Raw genomic sequence first — 20,936 nt, 5'->3', positions numbered from 1 at the left:
CATTAACGCTTTTTTTAAAGCAGAGACAATTCATAAATGTAATGGTTTAACAATTGATCATCATATTAGCAACAAAAGACTTTAAAAATCTTAGCCCTTTAAATGATCAATGTGCCCTTGCCCTAGAACATGCGACGGAAAACGTCTGCTTTCATGACCTGTTTTGTTTGTGCCTTGTTTAAAAAGATATCGAGCTGTTTAGAATTTTTGACAATATCATTGGCTCGAAAATGAAGCCCTACACCTTCCCCATCAAAAAACCACTCGGCTTGTCCCCAGTATAATTTTTTAGGGGCCGTTTGCTGTGCGTCTTTCGCCTGTTTTTTCAGCCACGCCTGATATGCCTGCTGAACCCATTGGTCTAACTGTGTTTGTTGTGAGTTTTCAATGACATCTAAAATCATCAGATTTTTTTGCTGTTTGCGATCTGCAACAAAGAAATATTGTCGGTCTTTGACTTCAATATCGGCTTGTTTACTATCGATTTGTAATTGCAATAAAACATATTGATTTCGCTGTGAAGCAATTCGACTGCTCATGTGCAAACGGTAAGGTTTATTTACGCTAAATTGCTGCTGCCATTCATCAGATGCCTTCACATACGCATTAATCGCCTGTTGTAGACTCAAATTTTGTTTTAATAAAATTTGTGCCTGAATCACCTGACTCTGGCTTTTTTCAATCCATTGATTTAACCAGTGATCTTGGGTCTGTAAACTTTGAATATCGATATCGATACAGTTTTTCTTTTCACAAAATGGCAAGGCATATTTTGCTTGCTGCGTTTGAATATTTAAATACGGTAAAATATCTGGGTTTTGTACAGGCGCAGATGTCTGCTGTTCCGATGCTGTTTTGGACTCATCTGGTTTTTGATGGCATGCTGAAAGTAACACCACAGCCCCAATCAACATTCCTTTCATCACATTATGACGCATCGGATCACCTTGCACGTAGTCAGTCATTTTTATAAACAATTTTTTATTTACACCCAAATTTTATATGGATATGCACTTGGGCTAAAACCAAACACATATTTTGAATTTCCATACAAATCAAAACAGCTTCCGAAGAAGCTGCTTGAATATTTCAATTAATGCTCGCGGGTATTGCTGAATTTAATATCAGGCCAGCGTTCTTGCATTAACTGTAAATTTACTCGGCTTGGCGCCAAATAGGTTAAATGACCACCACCGTCAACAGACAATTGATCATGAGCTTTTTTCTTGAATTCATTGAATTTTTTCTCATCATCACAATGAACCCAACGTACAGTATTAATGCTCACTGGCTCGTAAATACAATCTACTTTGTATTCTTCTTTTAAACGATACGCCACAACATCAAACTGGAGTACACCCACCGCACCAACGATCAAATCGTTACTGTTTTGCGGCATAAACACCTGTGTTGCACCTTCTTCTGAAAGCTCTTTCAAGCCTTTTTGAAGCTGTTTAGATTTCAATGGATCTTTTAAACGTACACGGCGGAACATTTCTGGTGCAAAGTGAGGAATCCCCGTGAAGTGAAGTTTTTCACCACTGGTGAAAGTATCACCAATCTGGATTGTACCGTGGTTATGCAAACCAATAATGTCACCCGGCCATGCTTCTTCTAGGTGTTCACGTTCACCTGCCAAAAAGGTCAAGGCATCTGAAATACGGACATCTTTACCAAGACGAACGTGGTTCATTTTCAGACCTTTTTCATATTTACCTGAACAGATACGCATGAATGCAATACGGTCACGATGTTTCGGGTCCATATTTGCCTGAATTTTAAAGACAAAACCGGAGAAACCTTCTTCAGTCGCTTCAACCGAACGCTCTTGAGTCGGATGCGCCTTCGGCTCTGGCGCCCACTCCACAAAAGTATCGAGTACATGGTCAACGCCAAAGTTCCCCAAAGCCGTACCAAACAAGACGGGTGTTTGCTTACCTGCAAGGAATTGTTCACGATCTAATGGCTCATTCGCCATTTGCACCAACTCTAGCGACTCTTCAAACGATTTAAACGCCAACTCGCCTACTTTTTCACGAATATCTGCATGATCATAACCATCGCGGATTTCGATGTCGGTAATGGTTGAGCCAAAACCAGCTTTATAAACATACAGTTTGTTTTCAAGGATGTTATACACCCCTGCAAAATCACGCCCCATCCCTAAAGGCCATGTAATCGGAACACAGCGAATTTTCAGTACGTTTTCAATTTCATCTAAAAGTTCTAATGGCTCACGAATTTCACGATCCATTTTGTTGACAAATGAAACAATTGGCGTATCTCGCATACGACACACATCCATCAATTTGATGGTACGTTCCTCGACCCCTTTTGCACCGTCAATGACCATTAACGCTGAGTCAACAGCAGTTAAGGTACGGTAGGTATCTTCAGAGAAATCTTCATGTCCCGGAGTATCGAGTAAGTTAATCACGTGTGATTTAAACGGAAACTGCATCACAGATGTGGTAATCGAAATCCCACGCTCTTTTTCCATTTCCATCCAGTCAGACGTTGCTGCACGGTCGGATTTACGGCTTTTTACCATTCCCGCAACCTGAATGGCTTTACCCCATAACAGCAGTTTTTCTGTCATGGTGGTTTTACCCGCATCGGGGTGGGAAATGATCGCAAAAGTTCTACGAGCTTTTACTTCTTTGGCTAATTCGTCTTTTAACATTCAATAAATCTGCAATTTGTACACAGTTAGACACCAATCAAAATGTCTTAACGCTGTGTGAAGGAGTGTCAATAAAATTGGGCTGATTATATATGATTCAACTTGTGGAGGCTATGATAGATGCTCATTCCAAACAATGTCACATTCTGCGTCATTGTGATCTCTGGATAAAAAATATCAGCCATGATGTATGACTGATATTTCTATTTTTTAGATCTGAAAAAATGATTCAAATCTGACGAGTCCTATTTTGCATTTGAATTTCAAGTACTTCTTTCGGTGTCGGTTTTCCAAGTAAAAAACCCTGAAATTGTTGGCAGCCCAATCCTTTTAAAATTCCAAATTGAGCTTCGGTTTCAACCCCTTCCGCCGTGACCGTCAAACCCAAGTTCCGAGTCAGTTGAATCAGACTGGCTAAAACCAATTCATCCTTGGAACCTTTCATCAAATTACGAATAAATGCACGATCAATTTTTAATTCATTCACAGGCAAGTCTTTTAAATACACGAAACTTGAATGCCCTGTTCCAAAATCATCAATGGATAATCGAATGCCTAACTCACGAATTTTCTGGAAAATCTCAATGCTAAACTCAATGTTATGCATTGCTGTACTTTCTGTAATTTCAATAATCAGATGATCAGGATTGATATGATATTGTTGAATCAGACTTTTTATTCGAGAAATCAAGCTTTTATGCTCAACTTGAACAGCCGATAGATTAATTGAAATCGGATAAAAATTAAGATTCTGCGCTTCCCATTCCTGAATTTGCTTACATGCTTGCTCCATCACCCAATATCCCAGTGGAATCATTAATCCTGTTGTTTCCGCTAAAGGAATAAACATATTAGGGCCTAGTAGTCCTAGTTTTGGATGTTGCCAGCGAATGAGTGCTTCAACCCCACAAATTTCACGCTCAGGTGTAAACTTCGGCTGATAAAAAAGAATGAATTGGTCTTCTTCAAGTGCTCGGAACAAGTCATTAATTAATTTTGATTGGTGACGCTCTTCGTATTGTTCCAGATTAAAGTTAAAGACATGAAAGGTATTACGCCCTACCGATTTTGCCTCAAGCATCGCAATATCGGAATGCATTAACAATTCCTGTAAACTTGCCCCATGTTCTGGATAAAGTGCGATTCCCAAACTTGCAGTAATATTGATATTTCGCCCTGAAATCACGAATGCTTTTTTAATACTATCTAGGATGGTCTGAGCCAACTGTTCCGCCTGCGCCATAGAACAATGTTCTGCAACACATAAGAACTCATCGCTTCCCATCCTAAATAAGGTCTGATTCTCTCCAAGCACACTTGAAATCCGACAAGCAAACTTCAGCAGTAATTCATCCCCAATATGATAACCAAAGGCATCATTTACCGCTTTAAAACGATCCAAATCGATACCAATAAATGCTGCACTTTGTTTATGCAAACGGTGTTCTGCCAGCATTGATTTTGCATAGTCATTTAAATAAGTACGGTTGGGTAATGAAGTTAGAACATCATGTTGGACTAAACTGGTTAATTTTTTATTGACTTGATAGAGCCTTTTTTCTCGATCATCCAAACACCATTTAAACCAATGAAATAAAGCCACAATAACAGCAGCAAAACCACCAAATACAACCATTCCACCCCAAATCACCTGCGCACTATGTACAACAGGCAACAGATATGCTTTTAAGAATTTCTCAAAATGGAACATGTAAATTGATTGAATTGCGATTAAGCTGCTTCCAAAAATAAAAGAAACAGCTAATCTTAATATGGCAGTTTTTCCAAATTCTTTAGATTTAAATATCACCCATAAAGTACCCGACATCCCCAGACTTGCGAGCAATATGGCAAAGACATGCCATTCCATAGGTGAGGAATAAATGCTTTGTAATGGTAAGAATGCCCTCACGGCAAGTTCATAACTTCCCCAATACCCTATGCTAAATGCAATGGCAAAAAGCAATAACAAGGCAAGAGGTAATTCTCTATGTTTTACCACCCAAATTGCACATGTGGAGATGACCACCGCGACAACATAAGACAAAACACCCAATAATAAATTGCAAGAACTTGCGGTTGTCATATTGATAATCAATACAACAGAAACCAGAATTCCCCAAATCGCAGTACCGAGAAGCGTACCCGCAGTTAATATTAAGGCTGTTTTATATTTTGTTTTTAATGTTTTAAATAGCAACTGGATAATTGCTATAGTCGCATAACATGTCAATGTTGCAATGATGATAGAACCAATGACAAAGGTCATGTCATACTTAAATACGGCCATTTCATCTTTCCAAAGCTAATTCTACTTATTTCTACTCATCATGCTCAATAACGCTTGGGCTATTATAATTTCCATGATTTATAGCACCCGTAACATTAACACCATCTAAAATAAGATCAAGAACTATTTCTTATAAAAAACAATAGGGTTTGTTCATATTTTACAGATTTCTACGATAGCGGTTGTTTTTAAATCACATTATTGAGTAGCGCTATATTTTTTTATTTAAGTTATTTATTTTTTTACCAAAATATAATGAGGAACCCACCCATCAATTGGGCAGATTCCTTTTGCTGATTTTTATGCTTATTCTGGGTGTTTATTTGACTGCAACTTTGCATAATCAAGTAAAACATTGCCAGCTTCCTGAACGAAAGCTTCTTCCTCAGGTAAAGGAGGACGCTGACTAGCTTTCATTTTGGCACGTGCTTCACCTAAACCATCCAAAGAAGCCTGATAACTTTCCCAATTTGTAAATGGTTTTAAACCTGTCGCTACACGGCGTTGATTTTCAGCATCCAAAGTTTGTTGTTCCAAATCATGGAGTTGCACTTTACGCTGATCAATATCCAACACAATACGTTTTTCGTCATCTGACTTTTTAGACAACTGGCGACGTTTTTCCAAATACATAAATTGTGGATCTTTCACAACACGTTTTTCAGAAAGTTGATCCAAAGCAGCTACATACGGCTTAATTGAACCTTCACGCTTAAATGGCGCAGTCGGAATCGTATCCCACTTCAACGCATTCTTCGCTTTACGCTCACCGAACTCGTCGTTCCAGATATCAACCAGTTTCACATCTGGAATGACACCTTTATTTTGCGTACTACCACCTGTGATACGATAAAATTTACGTTGTGTCAGCGTTGCCTGACCATATGCCAACGAATCCAGTTGAATCTGAGCCGTACCTTTACCCGTTGTGGTACTACCAATCACAATACCGCGGTCATAGTCCTGAATTGCAGCAGAGTAAATTTCACTTGCCGAAGCCGATGCCAAGTTCACTAGAACAGCCAATGGCCCAGTATAGGTTTGGTGCCCACCATCGGTATCTTCAAAGACACTGACGTTACCATTGCCATCACGAATCTGTACTACTGGACCAGATTTAATCACCTGTCCAATCATTTTTGAAACTTCTTCTAGCGAACCACCTGGGTTATTACGCAAGTCGATAATAATTCCTTCGACTTTTTGAGCAGACAACGCTTTGAGTGCATTGTTAGTGTCTTCTGCAACAGAGCGATAATCTGTCCCTTCACGGCGAGCACGGTAATTTAAATAGAATGAAGGAATTTCAATCACACCAAATGTATGCTGTTTGCCATCACGGGTAATTTTTACCGTTCTAGATTGAACACCCTGATCATCTTCTTTAATCACATCACGGACAAGCGTCACAACACGCGCTTGACTCATCGGTGCGCCAGTACCTAATAATTTCAAGGTGACTTTAGTACCACGTTTACCACGGATTAACCCAACAATTTCCTGACTAGACCAACCAATCACATCTACCATTTTTTCGCCGTTTTGGGCAACCCCAACAATGCGATCACCGGCTTTTACCTGACCAGATTTACTTGCAGGGCCACCATCAACAATGGTTTCAATTTTGGTATAGTCTTCATTGCCACGTTCAGGACGAATCGAGACCCCAATCCCTTCTAACTGTAAAGTCGTTTGGCGATTCAGTTCCATCGCATCCACAGGTGGGAAATAATTACTATGCGGATCATACGTTAAAGTCATCGCATTTAAGATTTTGTCGAGAACATCATCGCTTTTAATACGACTAATTCTTTCAAGCTGACGTGTATAGCGCTTGGTTAACGTCTGCTCAGGCGTTAAATCTTCTGAACTGGTAAGATCCTGACCATCAGCCAATGACGGATCTTTTTTCAGTGCTGCCTGTTTTGCCAAATCTTCTTGTTTACTAATCGTCAAATTAATCAACTGGGAAACCAGCATTTTACGCCAGTAATTTTGTTGTTCTGCTGAGGTTTTAAAATAAGGTGCTTTTTCCCGATCTGTATCAATATAAACATCTTTTTGATGTAAATTTTGCGGTTTTTTCAGTTCGGCAAGCATAAAGCTATAGAATTCTTTTAAATGCTCACGATATTGCGCATGAATTGTATACGCAGGTGTTAAATCCCCTGCTTTTAATGCAGCGCCTAAACTTGCCCCATATTTACTTTTATAGCCTGAAATATCCGATGCAAGGAACATCGTATGGTCAGGGTCCAAACTATCTAGATACATCGTAAGAATACGACCAGATGTGTCGGCATCTAAGCGCATATTCAAATAATGCTGGCGATCGACCAAGGTTGCAAGTTGGCGAGTAACTAATTTCTGCGCCTGTGTTGGTTGTATATTTTTAACAACTGACTCTGTATTGGTTGCAGCAATAGCCTCGTTGATAGCATGGGTAAAAAACAAACCACCAGTTGCTAATGCAACTGCACATGCAATTGTTTGAAGTTTCATATATTAATCATACTTCCTTGGAGTTCACCAAATTTTGGATTGCTGCTCGTTTTTTGACGTGCAGACAAGTTTATCGTATTTTTTCATGAACAATATATCATGAGCAGATGTGATAAGATTCAAGATCTTAATCAATCTATTTATATTCTGTCGTGTAGTTTTATCATATTCTGTGCTGACAAAATGTAGCAATTCATTGCAAAATCCAAATTATTTTTGAAATTAACTCGACGGAAGCTTTTATGATTGGCGCTTTAATGTTGGATATTGCTGGGACAACGCTGACTCCGCAAGATATTGAAATTTTACAAGCCCCTCAAGTTGGCGGTCTGATTTTATTTGCACGTAACATCGAATCCCCTCAACAAGTCAGAGCACTCACCAACCATATTCGTCGTATCCGTCCAGAGATTCTGATCGCCGTTGACCAAGAAGGTGGACGGGTTCAGCGCTTAAAAAATGGGTTTACACTTTTACCTGCCATGGGACGTTTTGGCGAGCTATACCAACAGCATCCTGAGCAAGCATTAGTTCTTGCCGAACAGTGTGGTTGGTTGATGGCAACCGAAGTTCTGGCAGTTGGTATCGACTTTAGCTTTGCGCCTGTACTTGATGTTGATGATGTCAGTGATGTGATTGGTGATCGGGGCTTTGCCAAAAATGTCGAAGATATTCCTGAGCTGGCAGGTGCTTTCATGAAAGGCATGCACCGTGCAGGAATGGCAACCACAGGGAAACATTTCCCTGGACATGGCTCTGTAAAAGCAGATTCGCATGTGGCCGCTGCGGTTGATATGCGCAGCTACAAAGAAATTTATGAAAAAGACATGCAAAGTTTTATTCAGTTAATGCCTGAACTGGATGCAGTGATGCCTGCCCATGTCATCTACCCACAGGTTGACTCTAACCCTGCTGGTTTCTCAAGCTACTGGATTCAGGAAATTTTACGTAAACAACTGAAATTTAATGGTGTGCTGTTCTCTGATGATCTCACCATGCAAGCAGCATGTGTTGTGGGTGGTGCAGATGCACGTATTCAGGCAGCATTACAAGCAGGTTGTGATATGGGACTGGTCTGTAATGACCGCGAAGCTGCTAGCCTTGCTCTTCAAGGGCTTGAGGGTTTTCCTTTCCCAGACCAAACCCGTCTAGAACGTATGCGTGGTAAAATTCCTGATATCGACATCGGTGAGCAACTGGCATTAGGCAGCGAATGGCAAACTGCAAAACATGCCATTGAGCAATTTAAACAAACCATCGCCAATAAATAGTCTTCTGATTTTAAACCAAAGGTGAGTGAATCATAGGTAAATCTAAAATGACTTATTGATTCCTCACCTTTATTTTTTCAGAATACTGTTAAGTAGTTCAATTTCTCAGATGAGACTGTTACTATCAAGCTAATCCAATAAGTGATTTTACCGAGATGCAACAGTCAATCGAACAATACATGCAAACCGTTGGACAACAAGCACGAGAAGCTTCTCAGATTTTATCAAGTGCGCCAACCAAAATTAAAAATGCTGCATTACAAGCCATTTATAACAGCTTGCAAGCTCAGCAGGCTGAAATTTTGGCAGCCAATCAAATTGACATGCAAAAAGGACGTGACAACCAACTGGATAGCGCCTTGCTCGATCGACTAGAACTCACTCCCACACGCTTTGCAGGCATGTTAGAAGGTCTGCAAGATGTGATTGCCTTGGTTGACCCTATTGGTGAAATTACAGATTTAGCCTATCGTCCATCAGGCATTCAACTGGGCAAAATGCGTGTGCCTTTAGGTGTGGTGGGCATGATTTACGAGTCTCGCCCAAATGTCACGTTAGAGGCCGCGTCTTTAGCACTTAAATCTGGCAATGCCATTATTTTACGTGGTGGTTCAGAAGCATTAGAGTCCAATAAAGCCATCTCAAATGCAATTCAGCAGGCATTAAAACAAGTCGGATTGCCTGAATCTTCTGTTCAAGTCATTGCAACGAGTGACCGTGCTGCTGTCGGGCAACTGATTACCCTGACCGAATATGTAGATGTCATTATTCCACGTGGCGGTAAAGGCTTAATCGAACGTATTAGTAAAGAAGCACGTATTCCTGTAATTAAACATTTAGATGGGAACTGCCATGTTTATGTCGACTCACAAGCCGATTTAACCAAAGCGCTCGACATTGCTTACAATGCAAAAACACATCGTTATGGCGTATGTAATGCGATGGAAACTTTATTGGTTCATCAGGATGTTGCTACAACATTTTTACCGCAAATTGCGAAACGCTATGCTGAAAAACAAGTGGAGTTACGTGGCTCACCAGAGGTTCAAGCCATTTTAGGTGACCAAGTGAAGGCTGCAACAGAAGACGACTGGTACACTGAATATCTAGGTCCAATTTTGGCAGTCAAAACCGTTGCAGACATGGACGAAGCCATTCGCCACATCAACAAATATGGTTCACACCATACCGATGCGATTGTGACCGAAAATTATACTCTGGCTCGTCAGTTCTTAGCGCGCGTTGACTCAAGCTCAGTCATGATTAATGCATCAACACGTTTTGCAGATGGGTTTGAATATGGTCTAGGTGCAGAAATTGGTATTTCAACAGACAAAATTCATGCACGTGGCCCTGTTGGTTTAGAGGGGCTCACTTCACAAAAATGGATTGTGTTTGGCGATGGACAAATTCGTCAATAATCAAGCTCTTATTTCAAAAAATACCTGATCAGCATATCGGGTATTTTTTATTGATTATTCAAATTTTATAGCCATAAAAAACCAGCCAGAAGGCTGGTTTTTAACCATATACCACTTAAAAAATAAAGTCGGTATTCACAAATTTAGAGTAGTGCTCAGACACCATAGAAGCCAACATGCCTTTGCTGTCATCAGTCTGTTTAGCCGCAATCATAGAACGGATAGAGAACGCACGCAGCGCATCATGCACAGATAATGTACCTTCCGCAGAATCTTTACGACCGCCGAATGGGAACACATCTGGACCACGTTGACACTGACAGTTAATATTTACACGGCAAACCTGATTAACTAACGGGTCAACCAAATGACCAACTTGCTCAGGGTCGCTACCAAAAATACTGACCTGCTGACCATGATCAGAAGTTGTTACATATTCCAGCACAGTTTCAATGTCATCATAAACAGTGACGGGTACGACTGGGCCGAACTGTTCTTCACGATATAGTCTCATCCCCTCAGTCACTGGATAAACTACAGCTGGATAGAACATCGTTTGGCAGAATTCACCGCCCGCTGGGTTAACCACTTTGGCGCCTTTAGCCACGGCATCTTCAATGACTTCAGTCATGTAAGTCGTGCGATGCATACCCGGCAACGGAGTAATAGACACACCTTTTTCCCACGGCATACCCACTTTTAGTTTAGCCAATTCAGCCGTTAAGCGGTTCACAAATTCATCCGCTATCGAGCGATGTACCATCAGCATTTTCAATGCGGTACAACGCTGACCATTGAATGACAACGCACCCAACAGACACTCTTTCACAGTTAGATCCAAGTCTGCATCTGGCAAAATAATCGCTGCGTTTTTCGCATCCAATCCCAAAATTGCACGTAGACGGTGGGACTTAGGGTGTTGTTTTTTCAAGTAATCGGCCACTGTACTAGAGCCAATCAGCGCCAAAACATTGATTTTTCCAGATGCTAGCATGTGTGGAACTACCAGAGAACCAGGTGCATAGATGGTATTGATCACACCTTTCGGGAATGATTCACGGAACGCTTCTAACAATGGTTCAAACAGCAAGGTGCCGAATTGAGGTGGTTTAAAAACGATGGTATTCCCCATCAACATGGCTGGAATTAAGGTTGCAAAGGTTTCATTCAACGGATAGTTGTATGGCCCCATACACAACACCACACCCAATGGGGTACGTCGGATTTGGCCAATAGTACCTTCAGCAATCACAAAGCGAGAGTTGGCATTGTCCAGATCTTTTAGGGCATCAATCGTTTGACGCATGTAGGTGACAGTTCGGTCAAACTCTTTCTCAGAGTCAGCTAAGCTCTTGCCAATTTCCCACATGATTAATTTAATAATCAAGTCTCGCTGTTCCACCATACGCTGAATGAAATTCTGCATACAGGCAATGCGCTCAGCGACTTTCATCATTGGCCATACGCCACGGCCATTGTTATAGGCTCGTACTGCGGCTTCCAACGCTTCGTCACTTTCTTTCTCGCCCATGACTGGATAACTGCCAAGCTCAACTTGCTGCAAGCTACCATCTGGCTGCTGAGTCCAGATTGGGGACAATGTCGTCTTGATTGCACCATCCCATACCTTAAGCTCACCATCCACCAATGAGACACGCTGATGAATTTGGGATGGCAGACGCACACTCTCAGGAATATTGTCTGCTACAGGAAATTTTTGCTTCAAATTATTTGAATGACTCATTCGTCTTGCCCCTTTATTTATATATCCGAACCTTGCCCACTGGTAATAAGGCCTTGTTCATGTCAACACTAATTCCATTAGTGATATCCGCCTTGCATACCACAAGGCAAATATCTCAAGACTTTGATAACGTTTCTAAATGAGGTTACCCCCAGCACATACTGTCAGCTCCCCTAGCTTCTCGGTAATTCGCTCAATTATCTGTTCTGGTGTGAGTACAATATCAATGGCAATTGCTTCATTCATATCTGGTTCTTCTAAAGTATCTAACTGTGTTTGTAACAAACATGGGTTAAAGAAATGACCAGCTCGCTCAGCAAGTCGCTGCTGTAATAATTCATACGAGCCTTTCAAATAAATAAATAGGATATCTTCATCATGACCACGCAATATATCTCTATAAGCCCGCTTGAGAGATGAACAGGTCAAGACCGCTGTTTCTCCCCCTCGTTGTTTTGCTTCAATCACCTGACGAATCGCATGCAACCATGGCATACGATCTTCATCAGTTAATGGAATACCTTGTTGCATTTTGCTTTTATTCGCAGCTGAATGCAGTGTATCTCCATCAATAAATTCACAAGCCAAGCGTTCCGACAACAGCTCACCAATTCGTGTTTTGCCTGTTCCACAGACACCCATTGCAATCACAATCATGATTACCTACCTTTAATTACAAAACAGCACTAAGCAGCAAGGTGAAAGATAAACCCAACACCGAAATAATCGTTTCCAAAACAGACCATGTTTTCAGTGTTTGACCCACGGTCATGCCAAAATATTCTTTAATTAACCAAAACCCTGCATCGTTCACATGCGAGAAAATCAATGAACCAGAACCTGTTGCCAAAACTAGCAGTTCAGGTCTTACAACGCCCCCAGCAGCCGATGCAATCGGCGCGACAATGCCACAAGCCGTGGTCATCGCAACCGTAGCAGAACCTGTTGCCAAACGAATCAATGCCGCAACAAACCAGCCCAATAACAACGGGGATAAATTAGCCTGTAATGCTGTAGATACAATTTGATCAGAAATACCACTGTCACGCAGAATCCCCCCAAAACCACCACCAGCACCGACAATCAGCGTAATACCAGCAATAGATGCCAAACAGCCACCGCAAAATTTTTCAATCTGCTCACGGTTAAAACCCTGCATCGTACCAAAGGTAATAAAACTGACTAATACTGCAATTAACAAGGCAATGTCAGATGTACCAATGAAACGCAACAGGTCATTTGGGAAAGTTTTTGGTGCAAAGAAAAGATCAGCCCAGCTTCCGATTAACATCAAAAAGACTGGCAACAAAATTGTAAATAATGTAATCCTGAAACTTGGTAGTTCGCGGGTTCTGGCATTGGAATCTGGTTCGACAAATTGTGCCGCCAATACGTTATGCTCAGGTAACTTGACGTATTTGTTGATCCACAGCGCATATAACGGCCCTGCAATAATTGCTGTTGGAATCCCCACCACTAAACTGTAAGCAATGGTTTTACCAATATCCGCATGATAAGCCTGTACCGCTAATAAAGCCGCTGGATGCGGTGGAATCAGACCATGTACAACAGATAATCCTGCAACCATCGGTAATCCCACCACCAAAAGTGATTTACCGGTTTTTTTGGCAATGTTAAAAGCAATTGGAATCAGCAGTACAAAACCGACCTCGAAAAATACAGGCAAGCCAACAATGAGCGCAATAAACATCATTGCCCAATGAACATTTTTTTCGCCAAACCATTTAATTAAAGTGATTGCGATTCGTTCTGCCCCACCTGACTCGGCCATCATTTTGCCAAGCATGGTCCCCAATGCAATCACAATCGCGAGATGACCTAAGGTTTTTCCTGTCCCAGCTTCATATGATTTGACAATCCCTTCCATTGGCATACCAACAGCAAGCGCAAGGCCAAGCGAAACAATAATAAGCACTAGAAACGGATAGATTCTAAACTTCGCAATCATCACGACCAATGCAATAACCGCAATTACTGTATAGATCAGCAACATACCGCCTTGAACGGTTTCCATGTCAATTTCTCCCTGGAGTTATACTATCTTGGGCAAACTCCCCAAACGAGTGTCTTCAATCAACTCATTTCCCATCATTGAGACACTTTCATATTTAAGTGTGCCCAGCATCCATTGGTCACGTCGATATAACTCTGACCTTTGTAAAACCGCATTTACACAATGCGTAGTTGACTTGCGATTTGAGCCAAACGTGTAATCTCAGCCCAATCTTGTGAAGCAACTGCTGCTTTCGGTGTTAACCATGACCCCCCAACACACACGACATTCGGTTGTTTCAAGAAATTCGGCGCTGTCTCTGCTGTGATTCCACCCGTAGGGCAAAAGCGTAGGTTTGGAAATGGGCCATAAAATGCCTGAAGCATTGGCACACCACCCGCTTGTTGTGCTGGGAAAAACTTGACAATGTCATAACCCAACTCAATGGCTTGAATCAAATCACTTGGTGTCATGACACCTGGCAATAATGGCAAACCTGCATCTTGTGCCGCCAAATGCAAATCTTTGGTCAAGCCCGGAGACACACCAAATTTAGCCCCAGCTTTTTTGGCCTGTGCACAGTGCTCAGGCTTGGTAATCGTACCTACACCAACAACAATATCGTCAGCCAACTGACTCGCACGCTCAATCGCAGCAAGACCAGCTGCGGTACGCAACGTGATTTCTAAGACCTTCACGCCACCTGTATGCAACGCACGCGATACCTGTTCGCCTTGTTCAGCAGAATCAAATGCCAGTACTGGAATTACAGGCCCTAATTGAACAACATCTTCAATCTTCATCATGACTTTTCTATTCCCTTTATTCTTTAAGTCTAAGGTTGAGCGACTTCGCCAACCAATGTACCAAACACAGAAGCCCCATGCTCAGCTGGTGCAGCCGCCGCGCGGAACACACCAAACAACTCACGACCAAAGCCAACTTCGTTTTCAGCCTGATGCTGTGGTTGGGCAACAGCACGTGACTGCCACACTTGTTCATCCAACTCGATGTCTAACACACCAGCTTCAGCATCAATCACCAGCACATCACCCGTTTGAACTTTGCCAATCGGGCCATTGAGCAACGCTTCAGGAGATAAATGAATGACTGCTGGAACCTTACCTGAGGCTCCAGACATACGGCCATCCGTTACTAATGCCACATGAAAACCCTGATCTTGCAACACACCCAATACAGGGGTTAGACGATGTAATTCAGGCATACCATTCGCACGAGCACCTTGGAAACGGACCACCGCCACAAAGTCACGATGTAATTCACCACGGTCAAAAGCAGCCTGAACGGCTTCTTGAGAATCAAACACAATAGCGGGCGCAGTCACTTTGCGATGCTCGGGAGCAACTGCTGAAATTTTGATGACACCACGACCTAAACGCCCTTGCATAAGGCGTAAACCACCATCAGGCTGGAATGGCTCATCAAAACTGCGCAATACATTGCGATCTAGGCTTTCAACCACGCTATCAACCCATGTCAACTGACCATCAATCAACTTTGGTTCTTTGGTGTAATGTTCCAGACCTTTACCAGCGACAGTTGTAACATCGTTATGCAATAGACCTGCTGCCAGTAAGTTACGAATGAGAAAAGCAACCCCGCCCGCAGCTTGGAAATGATTCACATCCGCCTTACCATTTGGATAAACTTTAGCCAACAATGGTACAACCGAAGACAACTCATCAAAGTCATCCCAATCGATCAAAATACCTGCCGCGCGGGCAATCGCAATAAGATGTAAGGTATGGTTGGTCGAACCACCTGTTGCCAGTAATGCCACAATACCGTTCACAATCGACTTTTCATCCACGACATGACCAATCGGTGTATAGTTCCCACGCTCAACGGTTAAGTCGAGTACACGTCTGGCAGCCTCTTCAGTTAAAGCATCACGTAATGGCGTATGTGGATGAACAAATGCAGCGCTTGGTAAATGCAAGCCCATCACTTCCATCAACATTTGGTTACTATTCGCAGTACCATAGAACGTACATGTCCCTTGACCATGATATGCAGCCGACTCAGCTTCAAGCAAGGCATCTCGCCCCACCTGACCCGTTGCAAATTGCTGACGGATTTTGGCTTTATCATCATTTGACAAACCGCTGGTCATTGGGCCTGCTGGAACAAAAATGGTTGGAAGATGACCAAATTGCAAAGCACCAATCAACAATCCCGGCACGATCTTGTCGCAAACACCTAGACACAACGCTGCATCAAACATGTTATGTGACAAAGCAATCGCTGTTCCCATTGCAATGGTTTCACGAGAAAATAATGACAACTCCATTCCGGCATTACCTTGCGTAATGCCATCACACATCGCAGGTACTCCGCCCGCAAATTGCGCAACACCACCATTTTCACGAGCCGCAGCTTTGATCAAATCTGGAAAAGTTTTATACGGTGCATGTGCTGAAAGCATTTCATTATATGAAGACACAATCCCAATATTTGGTTCGCGCCCCACTTTAATAATTAATTTATCATTGCCATCCATACTGGCAAAACCATGAGCTAAATTGGCACATGACAATGCACCACGAGCAGGAAATTTGCCTTGCGCATGTTCAATGCGTTGCAAATATGCAGAACGAGTTGCTTGACTACGTGCAATCACACGCTCGGTAACTTTTGCCAGAGTAACATTCGGCAAGACCATGTACGCTCCTTTCAACCGGATAAAACCGGTAAAATAAATACAAATAAACGATATATCTTTTTAGATCATTTGGAAAAAAGAGACACTCAATACTATTCGGGCGTAAAGTGACATGCAAGCCCCCTGCTCATTTTCGTAAAAGTGGTCTGATTTAAAAAAATGATTAGCGCCCCACCTCGACCAAAGGGGCTGACAACCAAGTAAACACCCCTAACATTTAATGATGAATGCGGCGATGATAGATACCAAAAAAATACGATACAATTCATGCCAAATCAACAATATAAAATATATTTTTAAAATAAAAATAATGTCTTTATCCACTAAAGTTAAATGGACAAATTGCAATTTAACTCATCATTGCTGAATACATACTGTTAATGTTTTATCTTAATTGTGCTTGTGTATACAATTTGTAAAACAATGTTTAAAGGGGAGTCAAAACAACAAAATCACATTCAAAAAACATTAAATTTATAGCGCTTAAATGATACAAAATCTGCTTTATTAAACTTAAAATCCCGCTATAAACATATATAAAAAAACGATTAATTTTATAAGAAAAACACATATTAAAAATGTAAAATACGAGTCTGGCGGGATATTAAATAGAGATATAAGATCGATAGTGCTTAAGTCTAATGTGCTAAAGTCTAGCTTGGTATAAAAAATAACCCATGTTAAAAATATGGAAATCAGATCTGTGCAATGTACCGACTCAGATCAAAACAGAATTAAGATTTTAAATTAGAATTGGGAATAACAACGTGTCTAAAGCTATTTTAGTAATCAATTGTGGTTCATCTTCAATTAAATATGCTTTGGTGTCTGAGCGCCGTGAAGATCGTATTTATGGACTTGCAGAGAATCTTGGTTCAGAAAATGCCCGCATTAAAGGAATTACTGCTGGAGGCGAACCACTTGAACTAAATATTCCAAATGCAAATCATCAACAGGCGCTAGAAATTCTACTCGGACGCTTGGCCCATTATAATCCACAAGCCATTGGACACCGTGTTGTTCATGGTGGAACCCTGACCAAAGCAGAATTACTCACGCCTGCTATTATTCAACGTATTCGTGATGCAACGCCTCTTGCGCCATTGCATAACCCTGCGCACTTGGTCGGAATTGAAGCCACCATGCGTTTGTTCCCAGAGCTACCACAAATCGCGGTCTTTGATACGGCATTTCACCAAACTATGCCTGCCCATGCCTATCGTTATGCAGTGCCAAAATTTCTTTATACAGAACACAATGTCCGTCGTTACGGCTTTCACGGGACAAGTCATGCTTATGTCTCAGAACGCGGTTCAGAACTTGCAGGGCAATTTAAACAAGGTGGCTGGCTCACAGCACATTTAGGTAATGGTAGCTCAACTTGTGCAATCTGGAACGGCAATAGTATTGATACGTCTATGGGTCTAACACCGCTTGAAGGGGTGGTAATGGGAACACGTAGCGGTGACGTAGACCCAAGCTTGCACAGTTTTATTGCCAATAACCTCGGCTGGGATATTTATAAAATTGACCGTATGCTTAACAGCCAAAGCGGTCTACTCGGTTTATCTGGCTTATCCAATGATATGCGTACCTTAATTGAAGCCTCTGAATCTGGCAATGAAGATGCTGCACTTGCCATTGAGGTGTTCTGTTATCGGCTTGCAAAATCACTTGCCGGTATTAGCTGTGGATTACCAACACTGAATGGTTTGATTTTCACTGGTGGAATTGGTGAAAACTCAGCACATATTCGTGAAAAAACGGTTGGTTATTTACATCTCTTCGGTTTCAAACTCGACAAAGATGGCAACAACACCCTAAAACGTGGTACTGAAGGTCGAATTGATGCAGGCACAGGTCCTCAAATCTGGGTGATTCCAACCGATGAGGAAGGTCGTATTGCCAAAGAAACTGAATGCGTGGTAGAAGAGTTACAACAAATCAAGCAAGCTGAAATTGCTTAAAAAATATTTATACAACAAGCAAAGCATTAGGTGTCTCTATGAATACCCTACTTTTAATTCCAACAGGTGAAGGTGTCGGTTTAACCTCTGCCTGTTTAGGAATGATTTACGCATTAGACTGCAACGGGATTAAAGCAGGTTTTATAAAGCCATTCAGTCAAAGTCAGGACAACACAGACCACGGGACGGCTTCTTTATATAACGAACTTTTTAAGACACCTATTGTCGCTTCAATTCCACATCAAGATTTGCTCAACGCAGTTGCTTCAGATGAAATTGATGAGTTACTCGAAGATGCAGTGCGGCTGCATCGTGAAACAGCCAAACAACATCAGGTTGTGATTGTTGAAGGTTTGGTTGCAACAGCCGAAGACTACTTTGCCAATGAGTTAAATGCACAGCTTGCTAAAGCACTTGATGCCAAAATCATTCTCGTCAGCAAAGCGGACTTAAACCAACCACAGCAAACAGCACAAAAAATCGAAGCCAGTTTACGCTATTTTGGTGGAGCAGAAAGTCAACGGGTTGCTGGCATTCTACTCATGCGAACAAAAGGTCTGCCTGAAACCTCAGCACAAGTTCCTGTTGCGGTTGATACGACCTTACGTCTTGAATCGGAAATCCAAAATTTCACAATACAATTGCAACAACACAATCGGTATATTGGCACTAAACAGTTGCCTGTAATCGGTCTTGTCCCTTTTAGTAATACACTTAGCGTTCCCCGCACCTTAGATATAGCCCAAAGCATTCAGGCAACATGGGTCAATCAAGGCGAAGCCGAACAACGTCGTATTTTGCATAGTAGTCTGATTGCATCGAGCATTGAACATGAGCTCAATAAGTTCGTAGCAGGTGAACTGATTATCAGCGCATCGGAACGTATTGATGTCATTTTAGCCAGCACCATTGCAGCACAAAAAGGCATTCCTTTAGCGGGCTTAGTTTTAACTGAACGCGAAGCACCAACCCCACAGGTGCTAGATTTCTGTCATCAGGCCATTCAACACGGGTTACCCATTTTACATACCCCATTAAACACCTTAGAAACTGCCCAGCGATTAGCCAATTTAAACAATGAGGTACCTGCAAGTGATTTGGAACGTGCCAAACACGTCTGCCGTTTTGTAGCAAGCCACATCGACCCAGACTGGTTACATCAAAACAGCGTCAACTCAGCAAAACCACGCCTGTCACCTGCTGCTTTTCGCTATGAACTGGTACAAAAATCAATTGCTGCAAGAAAACGCATTGTGTTACCCGAAGGTGATGAGCCACGTACTGTTGAGGCTGCAATCATTTGTCAATCACGTGGTCTGGCAGATTGTATTTTGTTGGCGAAACCAGAATCTGTGATTGAAGTTGCCAAAGCACGTAATCTTTCTTTACCTCAAAATTTAGAAATTATCGATCCAGATACAATCCGTGAGCAATACATTGCCCCAATGGTTGAACTTCGTAAAGGTAAACTCGATGATGCACAAGCTGCGGAACAGCTACAAGACACTGTCGTTTTAGGCACCATGATGCTGGCTTTAAACCATGTTGATGGTCTAGTTTCAGGCGCAATACATACCACAGCAAACACCGTCCGCCCTGCCTTTCAGCTCATTAAAACTGCGCCTGAATATTCACTGGTTTCATCAATCTTCTTTATGCTGTTACCCGATGAAGTTTATGTCTATGGTGACTGTGCCATTAACCCAGACCCAACGGCTGAACAATTGGCTGAAATTGCGATTCAATCAGCAGACTCGGCAAAAGCATTTGGCATTGAACCTCGTATCGCCATGATTAGTTACTCAACAGGGACTTCTGGCGCGGGTGCCGATGTAGAGAAAGTTTCTCAGGCGACTCAAATTGCCCAGCAACGCCGTCCAGATTTATTGATTGATGGCCCATTACAATATGATGCCGCTTCGGTTGAAAGTGTCGGACGTTCTAAAGCACCAAACTCACCTGTTGCAGGCCGTGCCAATGTGTTTATTTTCCCAGACTTAAACACAGGCAACACTACTTACAAAGCAGTTCAGCGTTCAGCAAATGTCATTAGTGTTGGGCCAATGTTGCAAGGTTTAAATAAACCTGTAAATGACTTATCACGTGGCGCTTTGGTTGATGACATTGTCTTTACTATCGCATTAACTGCTATTCAGGCAGAGCAACAATTAGAAGAAAAAGCTGTGAAAGTTAGTTAATCATTTCAATCATTATTCTTGTGATTATTCCTCTGTGAATGATCACAAGATTTATATCAATTTCTAAACATTGCTGAAAAATCAGACTTATTTGGCAACCATGTTTTAGCCATCATTCAGTCGAATTAATTCAAAACAGATGGCTATGTGATTATTTATCCTG

13 protein-coding genes are annotated in these 20,936 nt (G+C 41.8%); 4 read left to right on the top strand and 9 right to left on the bottom strand.

What is annotated here, in order from left to right; translation table 11 throughout:
- Positions 1 to 122: 122 nt before the first annotated feature.
- The 4 genes from ABDV70_RS04450 to ABDV70_RS04435 form a co-directional block, all read right to left on the bottom strand.
- Positions 123 to 965, bottom strand: a complete 843-nt coding sequence (locus tag ABDV70_RS04450; RefSeq protein ID WP_343595744.1) for a hypothetical protein — start codon at positions 963 to 965, stop codon at positions 123 to 125.
- A 128-nt stretch (positions 966 to 1,093) separates the two neighbouring features.
- On the bottom strand, positions 1,094 to 2,683 hold the full coding sequence (locus ABDV70_RS04445; RefSeq protein ID WP_343595743.1) for a peptide chain release factor 3: 1,590 nt from the start codon (positions 2,681 to 2,683) through the stop codon (positions 1,094 to 1,096).
- A gap of 229 nt (positions 2,684 to 2,912) precedes the next feature.
- Complete coding sequence (locus tag ABDV70_RS04440; RefSeq protein ID WP_343595742.1) at positions 2,913 to 4,973, bottom strand: EAL domain-containing protein; 2,061 nt, start codon at positions 4,971 to 4,973, stop codon at positions 2,913 to 2,915.
- 306 nt (positions 4,974 to 5,279) lie between these two features.
- Entirely contained in the window at positions 5,280 to 7,475 is a 2,196-nt protein-coding gene (locus ABDV70_RS04435; RefSeq protein WP_343595740.1) for a carboxy terminal-processing peptidase, read from the bottom strand.
- A 242-nt stretch (positions 7,476 to 7,717) separates the two neighbouring features.
- Between ABDV70_RS04435 and nagZ the strand changes: the two genes are divergently transcribed.
- Together nagZ and ABDV70_RS04425 are read left to right on the top strand one after the other, a co-directional pair.
- Positions 7,718 to 8,746, top strand: a complete 1,029-nt coding sequence (gene nagZ / locus ABDV70_RS04430) for a beta-N-acetylhexosaminidase (protein WP_343595739.1) — start codon at positions 7,718 to 7,720, stop codon at positions 8,744 to 8,746.
- Between the two features lie 155 nt (positions 8,747 to 8,901).
- Positions 8,902 to 10,167, top strand: a complete 1,266-nt coding sequence (locus ABDV70_RS04425; RefSeq protein ID WP_343595738.1) for a glutamate-5-semialdehyde dehydrogenase — start codon at positions 8,902 to 8,904, stop codon at positions 10,165 to 10,167.
- 115 nt (positions 10,168 to 10,282) lie between these two features.
- On the opposite strand, the gene ABDV70_RS04420 is transcribed toward ABDV70_RS04425, so the two are convergent.
- From ABDV70_RS04420 to edd, 5 genes are all read right to left on the bottom strand, one after another.
- Positions 10,283 to 11,911, bottom strand: coding sequence for an NADP-dependent glyceraldehyde-3-phosphate dehydrogenase (locus ABDV70_RS04420; protein WP_343595736.1), 1,629 nt, complete (start codon positions 11,909 to 11,911; stop codon positions 10,283 to 10,285).
- A gap of 135 nt (positions 11,912 to 12,046) precedes the next feature.
- A complete protein-coding gene (locus tag ABDV70_RS04415) occupies positions 12,047 to 12,568 on the bottom strand; it encodes a gluconokinase (RefSeq protein ID WP_343595734.1) in 522 nt (173 codons plus the stop codon).
- Positions 12,569 to 12,584: 16 nt separating this feature from the next.
- Entirely contained in the window at positions 12,585 to 13,946 is a 1,362-nt protein-coding gene (locus tag ABDV70_RS04410; RefSeq protein ID WP_343595732.1) for a gluconate:H+ symporter, read from the bottom strand.
- A 155-nt stretch (positions 13,947 to 14,101) separates the two neighbouring features.
- The gene (gene eda, locus ABDV70_RS04405; RefSeq protein WP_343595730.1) at positions 14,102 to 14,731 is read right to left on the bottom strand and encodes a bifunctional 4-hydroxy-2-oxoglutarate aldolase/2-dehydro-3-deoxy-phosphogluconate aldolase; all 630 of its coding nucleotides are present in this window, start codon (positions 14,729 to 14,731) and stop codon (positions 14,102 to 14,104) included.
- Between the two features lie 29 nt (positions 14,732 to 14,760).
- On the bottom strand, positions 14,761 to 16,608 hold the full coding sequence (gene edd / locus ABDV70_RS04400) for a phosphogluconate dehydratase (RefSeq protein WP_343595728.1): 1,848 nt from the start codon (positions 16,606 to 16,608) through the stop codon (positions 14,761 to 14,763).
- A gap of 767 nt (positions 16,609 to 17,375) precedes the next feature.
- Here edd and ABDV70_RS04395 point away from each other — a divergent pair.
- Both ABDV70_RS04395 and pta read left to right on the top strand, forming a co-directional pair.
- Positions 17,376 to 18,575 (top strand): acetate kinase, encoded by a 1,200-nt coding sequence (locus tag ABDV70_RS04395; RefSeq protein ID WP_343595726.1) that lies wholly within the window; start codon positions 17,376 to 17,378, stop codon positions 18,573 to 18,575.
- Positions 18,576 to 18,613: 38 nt separating this feature from the next.
- Positions 18,614 to 20,773: a phosphate acetyltransferase gene (gene pta, locus ABDV70_RS04390; protein WP_343595724.1), complete on the top strand. Its 2,160-nt coding sequence runs from the start codon at positions 18,614 to 18,616 to the stop codon at positions 20,771 to 20,773.
- The last annotated feature ends 163 nt before the right edge of the window (positions 20,774 to 20,936 follow it).

Source organism: Acinetobacter sp., from assembly GCF_039596015.1.
GTDB lineage: Bacteria > Pseudomonadota > Gammaproteobacteria > Pseudomonadales > Moraxellaceae > Acinetobacter.
Note: the sequence above shows the minus strand (reverse complement) of the source record. Positions and strands in the feature narration are given on the sequence as shown.

Bases quoted from the DNA above. Each gene is read 5' to 3' on its own strand.
- ABDV70_RS04450 (WP_343595744.1), bottom strand. From the start codon at position 965: ATGACTGACTACGTGCAAGGTGATCCGATGCGTCATAATGTGATGAAA.
- ABDV70_RS04445 (WP_343595743.1), bottom strand. From the start codon at position 2,683: ATGTTAAAAGACGAATTAGCCAAAGAAGTAAAAGCTCGTAGAACTTTT.
- ABDV70_RS04440 (WP_343595742.1), bottom strand. From the start codon at position 4,973: ATGGCCGTATTTAAGTATGACATGACCTTTGTCATTGGTTCTATCATC.
- ABDV70_RS04435 (WP_343595740.1), bottom strand. From the start codon at position 7,475: ATGAAACTTCAAACAATTGCATGTGCAGTTGCATTAGCAACTGGTGGT.
- nagZ (WP_343595739.1), top strand. From the start codon at position 7,718: ATGATTGGCGCTTTAATGTTGGATATTGCTGGGACAACGCTGACTCCG.
- ABDV70_RS04425 (WP_343595738.1), top strand. From the start codon at position 8,902: ATGCAACAGTCAATCGAACAATACATGCAAACCGTTGGACAACAAGCA.
- ABDV70_RS04420 (WP_343595736.1), bottom strand. From the start codon at position 11,911: ATGAGTCATTCAAATAATTTGAAGCAAAAATTTCCTGTAGCAGACAAT.
- ABDV70_RS04415 (WP_343595734.1), bottom strand. From the start codon at position 12,568: ATGATTGTGATTGCAATGGGTGTCTGTGGAACAGGCAAAACACGAATT.
- ABDV70_RS04410 (WP_343595732.1), bottom strand. From the start codon at position 13,946: ATGGAAACCGTTCAAGGCGGTATGTTGCTGATCTATACAGTAATTGCG.
- eda (WP_343595730.1), bottom strand. From the start codon at position 14,731: ATGATGAAGATTGAAGATGTTGTTCAATTAGGGCCTGTAATTCCAGTA.
- edd (WP_343595728.1), bottom strand. From the start codon at position 16,608: ATGGTCTTGCCGAATGTTACTCTGGCAAAAGTTACCGAGCGTGTGATT.
- pta (WP_343595724.1), top strand. From the start codon at position 18,614: ATGAATACCCTACTTTTAATTCCAACAGGTGAAGGTGTCGGTTTAACC.